Annotated in this window: 17 protein-coding genes and 1 pseudogene; 17 read left to right on the forward strand and 1 reads right to left on the reverse strand. The window is 73.9% G+C overall.

Going from position 1 to position 18,506, the window contains the following annotated elements; translation table 11 throughout:
• Positions 1–65 precede the first annotated feature (65 nt).
• Together IAG43_RS23135 and ffh are read left to right on the forward strand one after the other, a co-directional pair.
• Complete coding sequence (locus tag IAG43_RS23135; protein WP_187742613.1) at positions 66–2,522, forward strand: [protein-PII] uridylyltransferase; 2,457 nt, start codon at positions 66–68, stop codon at positions 2,520–2,522.
• Between the two features lie 225 nt (positions 2,523–2,747).
• Positions 2,748–4,301, forward strand: coding sequence for a signal recognition particle protein (ffh, locus tag IAG43_RS23140; RefSeq protein WP_187742614.1), 1,554 nt, complete (start codon positions 2,748–2,750; stop codon positions 4,299–4,301).
• Positions 4,302–4,429: 128 nt separating this feature from the next.
• Here ffh and IAG43_RS23145 read toward each other — a convergent pair whose 3' ends face one another.
• Positions 4,430–5,320, reverse strand: coding sequence for a class I SAM-dependent methyltransferase (locus IAG43_RS23145; protein ID WP_187742615.1), 891 nt, complete (start codon positions 5,318–5,320; stop codon positions 4,430–4,432).
• A 972-nt stretch (positions 5,321–6,292) separates the two neighbouring features.
• Between IAG43_RS23145 and IAG43_RS23150 the strand changes: the two genes are divergently transcribed.
• From IAG43_RS23150 to dprA, 15 genes and pseudogenes are all read left to right on the forward strand, one after another.
• Complete coding sequence (locus tag IAG43_RS23150) at positions 6,293–6,922, forward strand: hypothetical protein (RefSeq protein WP_187742616.1); 630 nt, start codon at positions 6,293–6,295, stop codon at positions 6,920–6,922.
• 240 nt (positions 6,923–7,162) lie between these two features.
• Entirely contained in the window at positions 7,163–7,606 is a 444-nt protein-coding gene (gene rpsP, locus IAG43_RS23155; protein ID WP_187742617.1) for a 30S ribosomal protein S16, read from the forward strand.
• Positions 7,607–7,608: 2 nt separating this feature from the next.
• A complete protein-coding gene (locus IAG43_RS23160) occupies positions 7,609–7,848 on the forward strand; it encodes an RNA-binding protein (RefSeq protein WP_018850017.1) in 240 nt (79 codons plus the stop codon).
• Positions 7,849–8,035: 187 nt separating this feature from the next.
• Entirely contained in the window at positions 8,036–8,593 is a 558-nt protein-coding gene (gene rimM, locus IAG43_RS23165) for a ribosome maturation factor RimM (RefSeq protein ID WP_187742618.1), read from the forward strand.
• Complete coding sequence (trmD, locus tag IAG43_RS23170; RefSeq protein ID WP_187742619.1) at positions 8,593–9,414, forward strand: tRNA (guanosine(37)-N1)-methyltransferase TrmD; 822 nt, start codon at positions 8,593–8,595, stop codon at positions 9,412–9,414. The genes rimM and trmD overlap by 1 nt, the downstream gene beginning before the upstream one ends.
• A 126-nt stretch (positions 9,415–9,540) precedes the next feature.
• Positions 9,541–9,891, forward strand: a complete 351-nt coding sequence (gene rplS / locus IAG43_RS23175) for a 50S ribosomal protein L19 (RefSeq protein WP_187742620.1) — start codon at positions 9,541–9,543, stop codon at positions 9,889–9,891.
• A gap of 93 nt (positions 9,892–9,984) precedes the next feature.
• Positions 9,985–10,815 carry a signal peptidase I gene (lepB, locus tag IAG43_RS23180; RefSeq protein WP_187742621.1) on the forward strand — a complete coding sequence of 277 codons (831 nt, stop codon included), beginning with the start codon at positions 9,985–9,987 and terminating at the stop codon, positions 10,813–10,815.
• Positions 10,808–11,891 (forward strand): annotated as a pseudogene (gene lepB, locus IAG43_RS23185) (signal peptidase I). The gene lepB (IAG43_RS23180) and the pseudogene lepB (IAG43_RS23185) overlap by 8 nt, the downstream one beginning before the upstream one ends.
• Entirely contained in the window at positions 11,785–12,675 is an 891-nt protein-coding gene (gene lepB / locus IAG43_RS23190) for a signal peptidase I (protein ID WP_187742622.1), read from the forward strand. The pseudogene lepB (IAG43_RS23185) and the gene lepB (IAG43_RS23190) overlap by 107 nt, the downstream one beginning before the upstream one ends.
• Positions 12,676–13,053: 378 nt before the next feature.
• Positions 13,054–13,797, forward strand: a complete 744-nt coding sequence (lepB, locus tag IAG43_RS23195) for a signal peptidase I (RefSeq protein WP_187742623.1) — start codon at positions 13,054–13,056, stop codon at positions 13,795–13,797.
• Positions 13,787–14,293, forward strand: a complete 507-nt coding sequence (locus tag IAG43_RS23200) for an NUDIX hydrolase (RefSeq protein ID WP_187742624.1) — start codon at positions 13,787–13,789, stop codon at positions 14,291–14,293. Before lepB (IAG43_RS23195) ends, IAG43_RS23200 begins: the two co-directional genes overlap by 11 nt.
• A gap of 55 nt (positions 14,294–14,348) precedes the next feature.
• Positions 14,349–14,657, forward strand: coding sequence for a DUF2469 domain-containing protein (locus IAG43_RS23205; RefSeq protein ID WP_005311352.1), 309 nt, complete (start codon positions 14,349–14,351; stop codon positions 14,655–14,657).
• 235 nt (positions 14,658–14,892) lie between these two features.
• Positions 14,893–15,258, forward strand: a complete 366-nt coding sequence (locus tag IAG43_RS23210) for a YraN family protein (RefSeq protein ID WP_187742625.1) — start codon at positions 14,893–14,895, stop codon at positions 15,256–15,258.
• Positions 15,258–16,871 carry a YifB family Mg chelatase-like AAA ATPase gene (locus tag IAG43_RS23215; RefSeq protein ID WP_187742626.1) on the forward strand — a complete coding sequence of 538 codons (1,614 nt, stop codon included), beginning with the start codon at positions 15,258–15,260 and terminating at the stop codon, positions 16,869–16,871. Before IAG43_RS23210 ends, IAG43_RS23215 begins: the two co-directional genes overlap by 1 nt.
• Positions 16,872–17,209: 338 nt before the next feature.
• Complete coding sequence (dprA, locus tag IAG43_RS23220) at positions 17,210–18,346, forward strand: DNA-processing protein DprA (protein ID WP_246574510.1); 1,137 nt, start codon at positions 17,210–17,212, stop codon at positions 18,344–18,346.
• The last annotated feature ends 160 nt before the right edge of the window (positions 18,347–18,506 follow it).

Genomic DNA, 18,506 nt, shown 5'->3' on the forward strand with positions numbered 1-18,506 from the left:
CCACGCGGCCCGCCCGTCCCCGGCACACCCGGGGACGGGCGGGCACCGAACAAGGAGCCGCCGGAGTGACGAGCCTCGACACGATCGACGAAACGGAAGACTCGGGACCCGGCGGCTACGCGGCGGCCCGGCTGCGCCTTCTCTCGGAGAAGGGGCGGTCCGGGCCGTCGCGCCGTGCGTCCCTCTCCCGGCTGACCGACGACTGGCTGGCGGCCCTGTTCGCCGCGGGCGCGGCGGACACCGGGGTCAGGGGAGCGGCGCTGGTCGCGGTCGGCGGATACGGCCGCGGCGAACTGTCCCCCCGCAGCGACCTCGACCTGCTGCTCCTCCACGACGGGAACGACCCCGCGGCCGTCGCCGCCCTCGCCGACCGGATCTGGTACCCGGTGTGGGACCTGGGCCTCGCCCTCGACCACTCGGTGCGCACGCCGGGCGAGGCCCGCTCCACCGCGGCCGAGGACCTCAAGGTGCAGCTCGGCCTGCTCGACGCCCGGCCCGTCGCCGGCGACCTCGGCCTGGTGGCCGCCCTGCGCACCACCGTCCTCGCCGACTGGCGCAACCAGGCCCCCCGGCGGCTGCCCGACCTGGACGCGCTGTGCCGGGAGAGGGCCGAGCGCCAGGGCGAGCTCCAGTACCTCCTGGAACCGGACCTCAAGGAGGCCCGCGGCGGGCTGCGCGACGTCACCGCCCTCGGCGCCGTCGCCGCCTCCTGGCTGGCGGACGCCCCCCGGGAGGGCCTCGCCGAGGCCCGCCGCATCCTCCTCGACGTACGCGACGCCCTCCACCTGTCCACCGGGCGGGCCACCGACCGCCTCGCCCTCCAGGAACAGGACCAGGTCGCCGCCGAACTCGGCCTCCTCGACGCCGACGCCCTGCTCCGCCAGGTCTACGAGGCCGCGCGGACGGTGTCGTACGCCGGCGACGTCACCTGGCGCGAGGTGGGCCGCGTGCTGCGCTCCCGCGCCGTCCGGCCGCGGCTGCGCGCCATGCTGAGCGGCGGACGGGCTCCCCAGCCCGAACGCACCCCGCTCGCGGAAGGCGTCGTGGAACAGGACGGCGAGGTCGTGCTCGCCCGCACCGCCCGGCCCGACCGCGACCCGGTGCTGCCGCTGCGCGCCGCCGCGGCGGCCGCCCAGTCCGGTCTGCCGGTCTCCCGCTACGCGGTGCGCCGCCTCGCCCAGGCCGCCCCGCCGCTGCCCGTGCCGTGGCCCGCCGAGGCCCGCGAGGAGCTGGTGACCCTGCTGGGCGCCGGGGAGGCGACCGTGCCGGTGTGGGAGGCGCTGGAGGCCGAGGGGATCGTCACCCGGCTGGTGCCCGACTGGGAGCGGGTGCGGTGCCGCCCGCAGCGCAACGCCGTCCACACCTGGACCGTCGACCGGCATCTCGTCGAGACGGCGGTCAAGGCCTCCGCCCTCACCCGCCACGTCGGCCGCCCCGACCTGCTGCTCGTCGCCGCCCTCCTGCACGACATCGGCAAGGGCTGGCCCGGCGACCACTCCGAGGTCGGGGAGACGATCGCCCGGGACATCGCGTCCCGGATCGGCTTCGACCGCACCGACGTGGGCGTCGTCGCCACCCTCGTACGGCACCACCTGCTGCTCGTCGAGACCGCCACCCGCCGGGACCTGGACGACCCGGCGACGGTGGAGTCCGTCGCCAAGGCGGTCGGCTCGGTGACCACCCTGGAGCTGCTGCACGCCCTCACCGAGGCGGACGCCCTCGCGACCGGGCCCGCCGCGTGGTCGTCCTGGCGCGGTTCGCTCGTGGCCGACCTGGTGCGCCGCGCCGCGGCCGTGCTGGCGGGCGACGCGCCCGCCGACCCGGAGCAGGCCGCCCCCAGCGCCGAGCAGGAGCGCCTGGCCATGGAGGCCCTGCGCACCGGCGAACCGGTGCTCGCCCTGCACACCGAGCCGGCCGCGCCCGCGGAGGACGGCGAACCGGAGCCCGTCGGCGTGGAACTGCTGATCGCCCTGCCGGACCAGCCGGGGGTGCTGCCCGCCGTGGCCGGGGTGCTCGCCCTGCACCGGCTGACCGTCCGGGCGGCCGACCTGCGCGCCATAGAGCTGCCCACGGGTGCCACGGAGCAGGCGGAGCAGTCCGTGCTGGTGCTCGACTGGCGTGTCGCCGCCGAGTACGGCTCGCTGCCCCAGGCAGCCCGGCTCCGTGCCGACCTGGTGCGCGTCCTCGACGGCTCCCTGGACATCCGCGGCCGCCTCGCGGAGCGCGAGGCCGCCTATCCGCGTCGGCGGGGCATCACGGCGCCGCCGCCGCGGGTCACGGTGGCACCCGCCGGGTCGCGGCTCGCCACGGTGATCGAGGTCCGGGCCCAGGACGCCCCGGGGCTGCTGCACCGGATCGGCCGCGCACTGGAGGGCGCCGCGGTGCAGGTGCGCAGCGCCCGGGTCTCCACCCTGGGCGCGAACGCGGTGGACGCCTTCTACGTGACCGGGACGGACGGCGCCCCGCTGGGCGACGCGGAGGCGAAGGCCCTCGCGACGGGCGTGGAGGAAGCGCTGCGCTGAGCCTGCGCGGCGCGGGCCGTGCGCCCGCGCCGCGCAGCGGCGGGAGCCGGGCCGGCGCGGGCCCGGTGCGCCGCCGTGCCCCGGCCGCAGCCCTCCGCGGCCCCGCTGCGCCCGCCCGTGCAGGGCTTGTGCCGACCGGATACGGCAGGCGAGGACGATTGCGCCGCGCGGCCGGATACCCTGGAGGGCGATCCAACGCCCCCGACCCTGAGGACCGACGCCGCCGTGTTCGACACTCTCTCCGATCGCCTCTCAGCGACCTTCAAGAACCTGCGTGGCAAGGGGCGCCTGTCCGAGGCGGACATCGACGGCGCCGCACGGGAAATCCGCATCGCCCTGCTCGAGGCCGACGTCGCCCTGCCCGTCGTCCGGGAGTTCATCAAGCAGGTCAAGACCCGCTCGCTGGGCGCCGAGGTGTCCAAGGCGCTCAACCCGAGCCAGCAGGTCGTCAAGATCGTCAACGAAGAGCTGATCGGGATCCTCGGCGGGGAGACCCGGCGCCTGCGGTTCGCGAAGACCGCACCGACCGTGATCATGCTCGCCGGTCTCCAGGGCGCGGGCAAGACCACCCTGGCCGGAAAGCTCGGCCTCTGGCTGAAGGGCCAGGGCCACTCGCCGCTGCTCGTCGCCTGCGACCTCCAGCGCCCGAACGCCGTCACCCAGCTCTCGGTGGTCGCCGAGCGCGCGGGCGTCGGCTTCTACGGGCCGCAGCCGGGCAACGGGGTCGGCGACCCGGTCCAGGTCGCCAAGGACTCGATCGAGTACGCGCGCACCAAGCAGTTCGACATCGTGATCGTCGACACCGCCGGCCGCCTCGGCATCGACCAGGAGCTGATGGAGCAGGCCGCGGACATCCGCGACGCCGTCCAGCCCGACGAGGTCCTCTTCGTCGTCGACGCCATGATCGGTCAGGACGCGGTCAACACCGCCGAGGCGTTCCGCGACGGCGTCGGCTTCGACGGCGTGGTCCTCTCCAAGCTCGACGGCGACGCCCGGGGCGGTGCCGCGCTCTCCATCGCGCACGTCACCGGCAAGCAGATCATGTTCGCCTCCAACGGCGAGAAGCTGGACGAGTTCGACGCGTTCCACCCGGACCGCATGGCGTCCCGCATCCTCGGCATGGGCGACATGCTCTCGCTGATCGAGAAGGCCGAGCAGACCTTCAGCCAGGAAGAGGCCGCCAAGATGGCCTCCAAGCTGGCGAGCAGCAAGGGCAAGGAGTTCACGCTCGACGACTTCCTGGCCCAGATGGAGCAGGTCCGCAAGATGGGCTCCATCAGCAAGCTGCTCGGCATGCTGCCGGGCATGGCCCAGATGAAGGACCAGATCAACAACATCGACGAGCGCGACGTGGACCGCACGGCCGCCATCATCAAGTCGATGACCCCGGGCGAGCGCACGGACCCGACGATCATCAACGGCTCCCGCCGCGCCCGTATCGCCCGCGGTTCCGGTGTCGACGTCAGCGCGGTCAAGAACCTGGTCGAGCGCTTCTTCGAGGCGCGCAAGATGATGTCGCGGATGGCACAGGGCGGCGGCATGCCGGGCATGCCCGGCATCCCCGGCATGGGCGGCGGACCCGGCCGGCAGAAGAAGCAGCAGAAGCAGGCCAAGGGCAAGCGCAAGAGCGGCAACCCGATGAAGCGGAAGGCCGAGGAGGCCGAGGCCGCGGCACGGCGCGAGCAGGCCCAGCAGGGCGGCGGCGCGTTCGGGCTGCCGGCGGGGGAGCCGGGCAAGGACTTCGAACTGCCCGAGGAGTTCAAGAAGTTCATGGGCTGAGCGGGACGCGTCCCGCGACCGGGGCCCCGTGACCGACGACGGTCACGGGGCCCCGCGCGTGCTCGCCGACCGTGCGCCGGGGCGTGTTCCCGTGCCCCGGCGCACCCGGGGCACGGGAACGGGCGGGCTCAGGGGACGCGGGCGATCAGGTAGCGGAAGACGTTCGGCATCCAGACCGTCCCGTCGGGCCTGCGGTACGGGTGGAGCGCCTCGGCGATCTCCTTGGCCACCTGGCCGGCGTCGCTCTCGCGCACCGCCGCGTCGTACAGGCCGGTCGACATCAGTCCGCGCACCGCGCTGTCGGCGTCCGCGTAGCCGAACGGGCAGGCGACCCGCCCCGAGCCGTCCGGACGCAGTCCCGCGCGCGCCGCCACGTCCTCCAGCCCGTCCCGGGGGGACGCGGGCCGGTCCGCCGTGCCGCCGGGACTGCTCCCGCGCGCCACCCGCAGCACCCCGGACGTCGCGCACCGCTCCGGCGGCCCCCAGGCCGTGAGCACCACCGCCGCGCCGCGCTCCGCGCCGGCCACCGCCTCGCGCAGGGCCGGCTCCAGCCAGGGGGCTTCCTCCGCGCCCCCGCCGATCGGCTGGAACGCGGTGACCAGGTTCCAGGCGGGCAGGTGCGCGCCGTCGCGGACACCGTCCGCCCCCGCGGCCAGCCGCGCCCGCGCGCACTCCGCGCCGGAGGCGGACATCCGCTCCCTGGCCAGCGTCAGCAGGCCGGGATCGCCCTCGGTGCCCGTGACCGCGGCGCCGCGGGACGCGGCGATCAGCAGGGCGAGCCCGGAGCCGCAGCCGATGCCGAGCAGGCGCGAACCGGCGCCCACCTCCAGCCGTTCGTACACGGCCTCGTACAGCGGCACCAGCATGCGCTCCTGGATCTCGGCCCAGTCCCGGGCCCGTGCCTGTGCGAGGAGGTCCTGGTCCCCGGGGACCACCGGAGCGGTCCGATCCGTCTGTGCCGTCGGAGGAGAGGACGCCGACGCCGTGCGGTGCCGGTTCCGGACGAGCGTGGATGCCATCAATACGCCCCATTCCGCCATGAGAGTCGGTTGTGCCCTGAAGGGCAGGCCCCTGGTGCGTTCGTACCGCGCTTCCGTATGCCAGGGAACTGCGCGTGCGCCCCCGCGTCCAGGGGTTGTGCGGTATTGCTTGCGCGCCCGGTGCGTGCGCCCCGGGGTGCTTGGCCGATTCCCGTCCCGGACCGGATCGCCGCAGCATGCGCGCCATGGCCGGGACACCTGTGCAGACGCCCGGCCGCCATGGCCGGGACACCTGTGCAGACGCCCGGGGGAGGACCGTGCGGGCCGCCACCAGTGACCTGATCGACGGAGCCGGACCGGCGGACGGCTGTCCGGTGCCCGGCACCGCGGCCGACCGCCCGTACGCCTGCGGCCGGCGGGAGCGGTCGCAGCACGAGACGGATCACCGCGTCAAGGACGCGAACGCTCGGAACGCCTGCTTCCCGCTCCTCGTCCCCAGTCTTACCCGACTCACGATGCCGGGCACGTCGGGGACTTGGCGCCCCCGGCTTCGAGGCGGCCGCGACGGCCGGGGCGGGAGAGGCGGGTGCCCGCGCCCCTGCGCACCCGGGGCCACGGGGCGGGGGCGGGAAGCCCCGGTCCGCGCGGTCCGGGGGCGACCCGCCGGGCCGGCGGGTCCCGTACGCGGGCGGCGGCCGAGGACGGGGCGGTGCGGGAGGCCCGCGACGCCCCCGGTACTGTCGCCGTCATGGCGCATGCCCGCGGAGAGGGTCGTGCGTGCGGCCCGGCCGGGGCGCGCGGAGAGCGGCGGTCCGAGCGGCCGCCCCGAGCGGGCGAGGCGCGTCGCGCGTTCCCCGTACGCGCTGGGGCGCGCGGTGATGCGGTTACGCACCACCTTGGTGTGAGCTGTGCCCGTTCCTCCTCGATCTCCCCCGATCCGCCCACCCGCCCCTGTCGGCGGCATCGGCCGCGAACTGACGGGTACGTGCAAAATATTTGCGATGCCCCGGAATGGAACCCGGGGGCCTCCCGGCTCGTTGTCACGACGTGAGCACGACACCACCTGTTCTCGCCGCAGAGCTGGCACAGGCGTGGGCCGACATTCAGCGGTACCACCCCGAACTGCCGGATCTGGCCGCGCCAGAGTCCCTGATCGGAGAGTCCTCGTCCGCCTGTGGCGCCGAGCTCTCCTTCGAGCGACTGCTCCACGAGGCAGTCCACGGCATCGCCGCCGCGCGAGGAGTCCGCGACACCTCTCGCGCCGGCCGCTACCACAACCGCCGCTTCCTCGCGATCGCCGAGGAGATGGGCCTCGACCACCCCGAGGAGCCGCATCCCAGCAGCGGCTTCTCGCTGGTCACGCTCAACCCCGAGGCCAAGCGGCGGTACCGCCCCACCATCGAGAGGCTGCAGCGCGCCCTGAAGGCGCACACCGCGGCGACGGCGTCCGACACCAAGCGTTCCTTCCGGGGACCGGCCGCACGGCACGGTTCGTCCGGCGGCGGTGTGCGGGTCAAGGCCGTCTGTGACTGCGGCCGCAACGTCAGAGTCGTCCCGTCCGTCCTCGCCCAGGCGCCGATCGTCTGCGGCGGCTGCGGCAAGCCGTTCCGCATCCCGGAAGTCGTCGGCGCCGCGAGCTGAGCGGGCGGGTGCGCACGAGCACTCCACCCGCCGGGCTCCGCCGGTCGCCGACGGGGCGCCGGCCGGGGCAGGCGGGTGAAGAGCCGCTGTGCGCATGTGGCACAATGGCTAGCTGTACTCGACAGCCGCACAGGAACCCTCTCGCCTCCGGCTGACGCGTCCATCGGGCACCCGAGTACCGCAACCCCACGTGGCATCTCGTTGTGCCCAACCACGTCAAGACCAGGAGACACCACTCCCGTGGCAGTCAAGATCAAGCTGAAGCGTCTCGGCAAGATTCGCCAGCCCCACTACCGCATCGTCGTCGCCGACTCCCGCACCCGCCGTGACGGCCGGGCCATCGAGGAGATCGGGCTGTACCACCCGACGTACAACCCCTCGCGCATCGAGGTCGACTCCGAGCGTGCGCAGTACTGGCTCTCCGTCGGCGCCCAGCCGACCGAGCCGGTCCTCGCCATCCTGAAGCTCACCGGCGACTGGCAGAAGGCCAAGGGCCTGCCCGCCCCGGAGAAGCCGCTGCTGGCCCCGGCCACCAAGGAAGACAAGCGCGCTTCCTTCGACGCCTTCGCCAAGGCCATCGAGGGTGGCGACGCCAAGGGCGAGGCCATCACGCCGAAGGCCAAGAAGGCCGAGAAGAAGGCGGACGAGGCCGAGGCCGCTCCCGCCGAGTCGACCGAGGCCTGAGCATGCTCGAGGAGGCTCTCGAGCACCTCGTGAAGGGCATCGTCGACAATCCGGACGACGTGCAGGTCGCCTCGCGCAATCTGCGCCGCGGCCGCGTACTGGAGGTCCGGGTGCACCCCGACGATCTCGGCAAGGTGATCGGCCGCAACGGCCGCACCGCGCGTGCCCTGCGCACCGTCGTGGGCGCCATCGGCGGCCGTGGCATCCGCGTCGACCTCGTCGACGTGGACCAGGTCCACTGATCTGAAGTGGAACACCGGCCCGGGGGTCCGCCCCGGGGCCGGTCGCAGCACCGGCTCGGGCCGGGGAGGGCTCCAGAGCCCTCCCCGGCCCGTCGTCGTATCACGCCGTACCCGCACCGCCCCTCCCCGCCGCCCCCGGCCGCGGGGGCCGGGCCGGCCGCCCGGGTCAACCGAAGGAGCAGCAAACGTGCAGCTGGTGGTGGCGCGGATCGGACGCGCCCATGGCATCAGGGGCGAGGTCACCGTCGAGGTGCGCACGGACGAGCCCGAGCTGCGGCTCGGACCGGGAGCCGTGCTGGCCACCGACCCGGCCGGCGCGGGCCCTCTGACGATCGCGGCCGGCCGCGTGCACAGCGGCAGGCTCCTGCTGCGCTTCGAGGGCGTCGCCGACCGCAACGCCGCCGAGGCGCTGCGCAACACCCTGCTGATCGCCAAGGTGGACCCGGAGGAGCTCCCCGAGGACCCCGAGGAGTACTACGACCACCAGCTGATGGACCTCGACGTGGTCCTCGCCGACGGCACCGCGATCGGACGGATCACCGAGATCAGCCATCTGCCGTCGCAGGACCTGTTCATCGTCGAACGCCCCGACGGCAGCGAGGTCATGATCCCCTTCGTGGAGGAGATCGTCGTCGAGATCGACCTGGAGGAGCAGCGGGCCGTCATCACACCGCCGCCCGGTCTGATCGACGACAGCCAGGCCGAGGTCGCCTCCGCCCGTGACGCGGCGGCCGGGGAGTCCTGATGCGGCTCGACGTCGTCACGATCTTCCCCGAGTACCTCGACCCCCTGAACGTCTCCCTGGTCGGCAAGGCGCGCGCCCGGGGCCTGCTCGGCGTCCACGTCCACGACCTGCGCGACTGGACCTACGACCGCCACAACACGGTCGACGACACTCCCTACGGCGGCGGCCCCGGCATGGTCATGAAGACCGGCCCCTGGGGCGACGCCCTGGACGACGTGCTCGCGACGGGCTACGAGGCCGGCGCGCACGGCCCCGCGCTGGTCGTGCCCACCCCGAGCGGCCGCCCCTTCACCCAGGAACTCGCCGTCGAGCTCTCCGCGCGCCCGTGGCTCGTCTTCACCCCCGCCCGCTACGAGGGCATCGACCGCCGCGTCGTGGACGAGTACGCGACCCGCATGCCGGTGTACGAGGTCTCCATCGGGGACTACGTGCTGGCCGGCGGCGAGGCCGCCGTGCTCGTGGTCACCGAGGCCGTCGCGCGGCTGCTCCCCGGCGTGCTCGGCAACGCGGAGTCGCACCGCGACGACTCGTTCGCCCCGGGTGCGATGGCCGACCTGCTGGAGGGGCCTGTCTACACCAAGCCCCCCGTCTGGCGCGGACGGGAGATCCCCGACGTGCTCGTCAGCGGCCACCACGGGAAGATCGCCCGCTGGCGCCGGGACGAGGCCTTCCGCCGCACCGCGGCCAACAGGCCCGACCTGATCGAGCGTTGCGACCCCGCAGCCTTCGACAAGAAGGACCGGGAGATCCTCTCGATGCTCGGCTGGGCTCCGGAGCCCGGAGGGCGATTTTGGCGCAGGCCGGAGCTCATGGAAGAATGAGCCGCTGCTGTGCGTCCGGCCGGCGCCCCTGCCACAGGGGGAACGACGCCCGCCCGACGTGAGCACCCCGAACTCCTCACGACATTCCGTCGATGACCTGTGGCATCGACGAGGAAGCAGAACACCATGGCTCACCTGCTCGACAGCGTCAACGCCGCCTCGCTGCGCTCCGACGTCCCGGCCTTCCGCCCCGGCGACACCGTGAACGTCCACGTCCGCGTCATCGAGGGCAACCGCTCCCGTATCCAGCAGTTCAAGGGCGTCGTCATCCGCCGCCAGGGCGCGGGCGTGAGCGAGACCTTCACGGTCCGCAAGGTCTCCTTCTCCGTCGGCGTCGAGCGCACCTTCCCGGTGCACAGCCCGATCTTCGAGAAGATCGAGCTCGTCACCCGCGGTGACGTCCGCCGCGCCAAGCTCTACTACCTCCGCGAGCTGCGCGGCAAGGCCGCCAAGATCAAGGAGAAGCGCGACAACTGAGCCCCCGCCCGCCCGGCCCGCGACGGCCGGACGGACCCGGAGCTCGTACGCGCGTCCGGTGTTCACAGGGCGGCCGGATAGGCTCTGTCCCCGATGGACACCGAAGCACAGCACACGGAGCGCGACCGCACCTCCGGCCCCGACGAGGGGGCCGCGCAGGAGCGGTCGCGCTCCGCGCGTTTCTCCCGGCTCGTCCGCCGCGGCGGGGGCCGTTCCCCCGGGGGGACGGCGTGGCAGCGCATCGGCTCCCGCGTCTCCCTGCGCACCGCGGCGCTCACCGGCGCGGTCTGCACCGTCGTCGTGCTGCTGTTCAGCCACTTCGTGGTCCAGCCCTTCCAGATCCCGAGCAGCTCCATGGAGCCCACGCTCCAGGTCGGCGACCGGATCCTGGTCAACAAACTCGCCTACGGGACCGACTCCCGGCCGGCCCGCGGCGACATCGTCGTCTTCGACGGCCGAGGTTCCTTCGTCCAGGCGGAACTGACGGAAAACCCCGTGAGTTCCGTAGTACGAGAGGGGCTCGCCGCTCTCGGCCTCGCGGAACCGGCCGACACCGACTTCGTCAAGCGCGTGGTCGGCACCGGCGGGGACCGCGTGGTCTGCTGCGACGACGAGGGCAGGATCGAGGTGAACGGTGCACCGGTCGACGAGGAGTACCTGCATCCCGGCGACGCGCCGTCCGAGGTGGCCTTCGACATCGTCGTCCCCGCGGAACGGCTGTGGGTCATGGGCGACCACCGGTCGAACTCCCGGGACTCCCGCGACCACCTCGGCGACCCGGGCGGCGGCATGGTCCCCGTCGACCGCGTGATCGGCCGGGCCGACTGGATCGGCTGGCCCGCCGGACGCTGGACCTCCCTCGAGCCGACCGGTGCCTTCCGGCACGTGCCGCCGCCCAGCGGCGTCGTGGGCGGACATGGGTAACCGCGGCCGCCCGGCGAGTCATCGCGCCGACACCCGGCTGCCGACGGGGACCCGTCCCACCGACGGCGGCCGCCCCCTGCCGGGCCGCGCCGAGCGGCGCCGGCTCGCCCAGAAGGTCAGGCGCAAGCGCCGGCGCTCGGCGGTCAAGGAGGTCCCCCTCCTCATCACTGTCGCCCTGCTCATCGCCCTGGTGCTCAAGACCTTCCTGGTCCAGGCGTTCGTCATCCCCTCCGGCTCGATGGAGCAGACGATCCGCATCCAGGACCGGGTGCTGGTCGACAAACTCACGCCCTGGTTCGGCTCCCGGCCCGAGCGCGGCGACGTCGTCGTCTTCAAGGACCCCGGCGGCTGGCTGCCGAGCGAGGAGAAGCCGGCCGGCGACGACCCCGTCGTCGTCAAACAGGTCAAGCAGTTCCTGACCTTCATCGGGCTGCTGCCCTCGGACGACGAACGCGACCTGATCAAGCGGGTGATCGCGGTCGGCGGCGACACCGTGAAGTGCTGCGACGCGAACGGCCTGGTCACGGTCAACGGCGTACCCTTGAACGAGCCCTATCTGCACCCCGGCAACGCGCCGTCGACGATCTCCTTCGAGGTCAGGGTGCCCGAGGGGCGGCTGTTCGTGATGGGAGACCATCGCTCCGACTCCGCCGACTCCCGTTTCCACCTGAGGGAGGAGGGGCAGGGAACCGTGTCAGAGGACCAGGTCGTCGGGCAGGCCGTGGTGATCGCCTGGCCGCTGGACCACTGGCGCCGTCTGGAGGAACCGGGGACCTTCGCGTCGGTACCGGGCGCGCGTGTGGGGACACCGGCCGCCGCGGCACCGTCGCATAGTGTGTCCTCCCAGGATCTGAACGGAATGGTCCTGCTCCCGACCCCTGCGGAACTCCCGCTCGTTATGGGAGTGGTGGGCCTGTTCCTCGTACGGGGCAGGCGGTTCGTACGGAGTGAGGAGTGGATGTGGGGGACGTGGCGGTCGGCGCACGGTCCGGGCACGACGATCCCGAGGAGAGGCCGGGGCGGTCCCCCGAGCAGCCCTCGGACGCGGGCGGAACGGCTCCGGCGGGCGGCGGTGACGACGATGCGCCGGAGGGCAGCGGTACGGGACAGAAGAAGCAGCGATCCTTCTGGAAGGAACTGCCGCTCCTGATCGGTATCGCGCTGCTTCTCGCGCTCCTGATCAAGACCTTCCTGGTGCAGGCGTTCTCCATTCCGTCGGATTCGATGATGAACACCCTGCAGCGCGGTGACCGCGTGCTGGTGGACAAGCTCACGCCCTGGTTCGGCTCGGAGCCCGAGCGCGGCGAGGTCGTGGTCTTCCACGACCCGGGCGGCTGGCTGGAGGGGGAGCCCACCCCCGAGCCCAACATCCTCCAGGAGTTCCTCAGCTTCATCGGTCTGATGCCCTCCGCCGAGGAGAAGGACCTGATCAAGCGCACCATCGCGGTCGCGGGCGATACGGTCGAGTGCAAGAAGGGCGGGCCGGTCAAGGTCAACGGGAAGGCCCTGGAGGAGGACTACCTCTACCCGGGCAGCTCCGCCTGCGACGACCAGCCCTTCGGCCCGTTCAAGGTGCCCGAGGACCGGATCTGGGTGATGGGCGACAACCGCCAGAACTCCCAGGACTCGCGGTACCACATGGAAGACGTCAACCGCGGATTCGTCCCGGTCGACGAGGTCGTCGGCCGTGCCGTCGTCGTCGCCTGGCCGGTGAACCGCTGGTCCACGCTGCCGGTGCCCGCCACCTACGACCAGCCGGGGCTCAATGCCGCGGCCGCCGCCGCGATCGCCCCGCCGGCCCTGGGTCTCGCCGCCGCCGTGCCGCTCGTGCTGTGGCGCCGCCGGCGTCTGAGCGTCTGACCGTCCGACCGTCGGACCCCGGTCGGACCGGAATCCGGCCGGGGTCCGACCGGGGCGGGTGCCGCCCGGGAGGCTGACGTCCCGGCTCGGGGCTCCGGGTGGAGCGGGCTGCGCCGGGCGCTGCCGGCCGGGCCTGTGGACTGCGGTGCTCGACGCCTGTCCCCCGAGCGGCTCCGCGACCGGTTCCGCGGGCGGGGGCGGGACCACTTCGGCCCCGCAGCGCCCGCCCCGGCAGCGCCCGGCAGCGCCCGGCCGTGCCCGGCCGTCACCGTCCGGGGCCTGATCCGGGTGCTGACCCGGGGCCGTACCGCCGGGTAGGGTGCCTCGCGGACCGCAGACCCCCGCGACGCGGCGGGGACGATCTCCGAGGAGCGCTGGATGGGCGGTACAGGACGCGAGGGTGCCGGCGGCGGCCGGCTGGGCAGCGCGCTGTCCGGCATAGCCGTGGCCGTCGGCTGTGTGCTCTTCCTCGGCGGCTTCGTGTGGGGCGCACTCGTCTACCAGCCGTACACGGTCCCGACCGACTCCATGGTCCCCACGGTCAACGTGGGGGACCGGGTGCTGGCCGAGCGGACGGACGGCGACGACATCCGGCGGGGCGACGTCGTGATCTTCCGTGACAAGGACTGGGGCAACCTCCCCATGGTCAAGCGGGTCGTCGGCGTCGGCGGCGACGAGGTCGCCTGCTGCGGAGACGACGGGCGGCTGACCGTCAACGGCCGGGCGATCGACGAACCGTATCTGCGCGCCGAGGGGCCGGCCGCCGAGAACTTCACCGCCAAGGTCCCCGAGGGCCATCTCTTCCTGATGGGCGACGACCGCAGGACCTCGCTGGACTCGCGTTCCCATCTCCAGGAGCGGGGCAACGGCTCCGTGCCGCGCAGCGCCGTCGAGGCCCGTGTCGACGCGATCGCCTGGCCGCTGGACGGCGGGATGGTGGCCCGGCCCGACGCCTTCGCCGAACTGCCGGGCGGGGTGTCCCGGCCCGGCCCCGTGAAGCTGATGCTGGCCACCGTGGTGACCGGCGCGGCGCTCATCGTGGGCGGTGCCCTGTACGGGCCCGTGGCCGCGCGGACCGGGCGGGCGTGCAGGCGGGAGCGGGAGGGCGCGGGTGTCGCCTGAGCCACCGGCCGCCGAGGGGCCGCGCAGGGTCGCCAGGGTGGTCCTGCTCGACCCGGACGACCGCATCCTGCTCCTCCACGGCCACGAGCCCGCCGACCCCGCCGACGACTGGTGGTTCACCCCGGGCGGCGGGCTGGAGGGCGACGAGACGCGCGAGCAGGCGGCGCTGCGCGAGCTGGCCGAGGAGACCGGGATCACCGAGGTGGACCTCGGTCCCGTGCTCTGGCGGCGCCAGTGCTCGTTCCCGTTCGACGGCCGACGCTGGGAGCAGGACGAGTGGTACTTCCTGGCCCGCACGACGACGACCGAGACCGCCCCGGCCGGGCTCACCGAGCTGGAGCTGCGCAGTGTCGCCGGCCTCAGGTGGTGGACCTCCGCCGAACTGTCGGCGGCGCGTGAGACGGTGTACCCGACCAGGCTCGCCGAGCTGCTGCGTACGCTGCTCGACGAGGGACCTCCGAGTACGCCGGTGGTCCTCGCCCCGGAAATCGCATAGGGGCGCGGGGCGCTGGCGCACAATAGGGGGACGCAAGGCTGAAGGGGAACATGCCATGAGCGCCGAGGACCTCGAGAAGTACGAGACCGAGATGGAGCTGAAGCTCTACCGGGAGTACCGAGATGTCGTCGGGCTGTTCAAATACGTGATCGAGACGGAGCGCCGCTTCTACCTCACCAACGACTACGAGATGCAGGTGCACTCGGTCCAGGGTGAGGTGTTCTTCGAGGTCTCGATGGCGGATGCCTGGGTCTGGGACATGTACCGGCCGGCCCGGTTCGTGAAGCAGGTCCGCGTGCTGACCTTCAAGGACGTGAACATCGAGGAGCTCAACAAGAGCGACCTGGAGCTCCCGGGCAGCTGATGCCCCCGCCTGGGGCTGCCGCGGCGGGGTGTGCTTGCCGCGCTCACCGTCGGCGCCGAGAGCGCCGACAGCGCCGTCAGCATCGAGAGCCACGTAATCCCCGTCAGCTCCGACAGCTCCGTCACCCGTGTGGGTGGCGGAGTTTTCCACAGCGGGGCCCTTGTCCACCGATTCCCGGCAAGATCCACATCATCCGGGCCGACGCCGCAGAGTCGGTGCCGGAGGTGGTGCCGACATGAACGCGACGCGCGCACTGGGACGGTACGGAGAGGATCTGGCGGCCCGGCTGCTGACCGGGTCGGGGATGCGGCTGCTGGCGAGGAACTGGCGCTGCGGAAGGGCCGGCGAGATCGACATCGTGGCCCGCGAGGGCGACGTGCTCGTCGTCTGCGAGGTCAAGACCCGCAGGGCCGGTGCGGCCCACGGACACCCGATGGCGGCCGTGACGCCCGCCAAGTCCCGCAGGCTCAGGCACCTCGCGGAGTGCTGGGCGGCCCGGCACGGCGGAGCGCCACCGGGCGGGATCCGCGTGGACCTGGTGGGTGTCGTGCTGCCCCGCAGGGGCGCCGCCGTGGTGGAGCACGCCAGGGGGGTGGCGTGATGGGGTTCGCCCGTGCCTGCTCCGTCGCCCTCGTCGGCGTCGAGGGCGTGGTGGTGGAGGTCCAGGCCGACCTGGAGCCCGGGGTGGCCGCGTTCACCCTGGTGGGGCTGCCGGACAAGAGCCTTGTCGAGAGCCGGGACCGGGTCCGGGCCGCGGTGGTCAACTCGGGGGCCGAATGGCCGCAGAAGAAGCTCACCGTGGGCCTCAGCCCCGCGTCCGTGCCCAAGGGCGGCAGCGGATTCGATCTCGCCGTGGCGGTGTCCGTGCTGGCGGCGGCCGAGCGCATCGACCCACGGCAGATCGCCGACCTGGTCCTCATCGGAGAGCTCGGGCTGGACGGCCGGGTGCGACCGGTGCGCGGGGTGCTCCCCGCGGTCCTCGCGGCGGCCGAGGCGGGGTACGAGCAGGTGGTCGTGCCGGAACAGACGGCGGGCGAGGCGTCCCTGGTCCCCGGCGTGTCCGTGCTGGGCGTCCGCACCCTCCGGCAGCTGATCGCGGTGCTCGCCGACGAACCGGTGCCCCATGAGGAGCCCGTCGCCGCCGGGCGGCGCGACCCGGCCCTCGCCGGGCTCCTCGTGCCAGGCGCCGGGGTGGGCAGCGGGGCTCGCACGGTGTCCGGGGTCGGCGGCGGGCCCGACCTGGCGGACGTCGCGGGCCAGCGGACCGCCCGCACCGGACTGGAGGTCGCCGCGGCCGGCGGCCACCACCTGCTGCTCACCGGGCCGCCGGGCGCGGGCAAGACCATGCTGGCCGAGCGTTTGCCGGGCGTGCTCCCGCCGCTGACCCGGCGGGAATCGCTGGAGGTCACCGCGGTCCACTCGGTGGCGGGCGTGCTCCCGCCCGGCGAGCCCCTGGTACGCACCGCCCCGTACTGCGCCCCGCACCACTCGGCGACCATGCAGGCGCTCGTCGGCGGCGGGCACGGGCTGCCCAGGCCCGGAGCCGTCTCCCTGGCCCACCGGGGCGTGCTCTTCCTCGACGAGGCGCCGGAGTTCTCCGGGAAGGCGCTCGACGCCCTGCGCCAACCCCTGGAGTCCGGTCACGTCGTGGTCGCCCGGAGCGGCGGCGTCGTCCGCCTGCCCGCGCGCTTCCTCATGGTCCTCGCGGCCAACCCCTGTCCCTGCGGGCGGCACACCCTGCACGGCTCCGGCTGCGAATGCCCACCGTCCGTCGTCCGCCGCTACCAGGCACGGATGTCCGGACCGCTGCTCGACCGGGTGGACCTGCGGATCGAGGTCGAACCGGTCCACCGTTCGGCACTGGCGGGCGGGGGCGGGGAGTCCACCGCCGTGGTCGCCGCCCGCGTGCTGGAGGCCAGGGCGCGGGCGGCTGCCAGGCTCCGGGGCACCGGCTGGTCGGTCAACAGCGAGGTCCCGGGCCATGAGCTGCGCACCCGGTGGACCGTGGCCCCCGGAGCACTGGAGGCCGTCGAGCGGGACATGGACCGGGGACTGCTCACGGCGCGCGGTCTCGACAGGGTGCTGCGCGTCGCCTGGACCATCGCCGACCTGCACGGCCGCGACCGGCCGGATGCCCGGGACGTGGCGCTCGCACTCGAACTGCGGACCGGGATCGCCCGGGGTGCTGCCGGCCTGGCCGGAGCGGCCCGGTGAGGCCGGGGCCAGGAGCGGACGGAACAGAGGCGCGCACCGGGGCACCGGAGGGGCCCGCCCCGGCGTGCGAGCCGCCGAGCGCGCCCGGCGCGGGCGCCGGCGGGCAGCGGGCGTCCGCTGCGGAGTCGGCGGCCGGCGCGGCGGGCGGGGGACGGGCGCCGGGTGCGGTTGCGGCCGCGGGTGAGCCGGCGGACGGCGAGGGTTGGCTGTCGGGTGCGGGTGCGGGTGCGGGCGGCGCCGGGCGGTCGTCCGGCGCAGGGGCGGTCGCCGGGACGGGTGAGCGGGCGTCGCCCGGTGCCTGCCGGTCGCCGGGGACGGCCGGCAGGGAGCCGGAGCGAGTGGCGCGGGCCGCGCTCACCCAGATCCTGGAGCCCGGCGACGAGAGAGGCGGCCGCTGGCTGCGCGCCATGGGAGCCGAGGAACTGCTGGCGCTGCTGATGTCCGATCGCGTACCGGCCGGCTCCCTGCCGGGTGCCACCCCGCGTGGCGTCGACGGACTGCGGGCACGGGCCTCCGCCGTCGTCCCCGGCAGAGCGCTCGACGCGGTGCGCGGGGCAGGGGGGAGGTTCGTGGTGCCGGGCGACGCCGAGTGGCCGACCCAGCTCGACGACCTCGGCGACGCCCGCCCGGTCGGTCTGTGGCTGCGGGGCGGATTCGACCTCAGGAGATGGGCCCTGCGGTCCGTCGCCCTCGTCGGCGCCCGGGCCTGCACCCCCTACGGGGCCCACATGGCCGCAGCCCTCGCCGCCGGACTCGCCGAACGGGGCTGGGTGGTGGTGTCGGGCGGTGCGTACGGTGTCGACGGTGCCGCGCACCGCGGGGCGCTCGCGGCGGGCGGTGCCACTGTCGCCGTCCTCGCCTGCGGGGTGGACACCGACTACCCGAAGGGCCATACCGAACTGTTCGGCAGGATCGCCCGGCAAGGGGTGCTCGTCAGCGAGCTGCCCCCCGGCGAGCACCCCACCCCGAGCCGGTTCGTGCTGCGGAACCGGGTGATCGCGGCGCTCACCCGGGGCACGGTCGTGGTCGAGGCCGCGTACCGCAGCGGGTCACTGGTCACCGCCCGCGCAGCGCAGCGCCTCGGCCGCTTCACCATGGGCGTACCGGGCCCGGCGACCAGCGGCTTGTCGGCGGGTGTGCACGAACTGCTGCGCGGCGAAGGTGTGCTCGTCACCGACGCGGCGGAAGTCGTCGAGCTTGTGGGGGACATGGGTGCGCTCGCGCCCGAGCGAGCCGGACCCGCCCTGCCGAGGGACGTCCTGGAACCCGCCGGCAGACGGGTGCTCGAAGCGCTGCCGGGCCGGGGCACGGCCACGGCGCGCGACGTGGCACGGGCCGCGGGCGTCCCCGAGGACGAGGCCCGCGGCAGGCTGTACGAACTCCTGTCGCTGGGCTTCGTCGAACGGCGCGGAACGGCCTGGAAGTTGGCTCCCCGGCCGATTCGGGGTTCGAACGCGCGGCGAGGCGGTGCTTGACCTGAAGCATTCGGGTGAAAGGGTGAAGCGATGACCTTCTCAGCCCCGTCTGTGACGCCTGAGGGGCCCGTGCACCGTGTGTCGGCCCCGATTCGAAGGTGTGGACGAGGGCGTATATCCGCCGGTGCCCGTTCCTCCGGCCTCGCCCACCGCGACCGCG

Origin of the sequence: Streptomyces genisteinicus, from assembly GCF_014489615.1 — a bacterium.
In the GTDB taxonomy this organism is placed as follows: Bacteria; Actinomycetota; Actinomycetes; order Streptomycetales; family Streptomycetaceae; genus Streptomyces; species Streptomyces genisteinicus.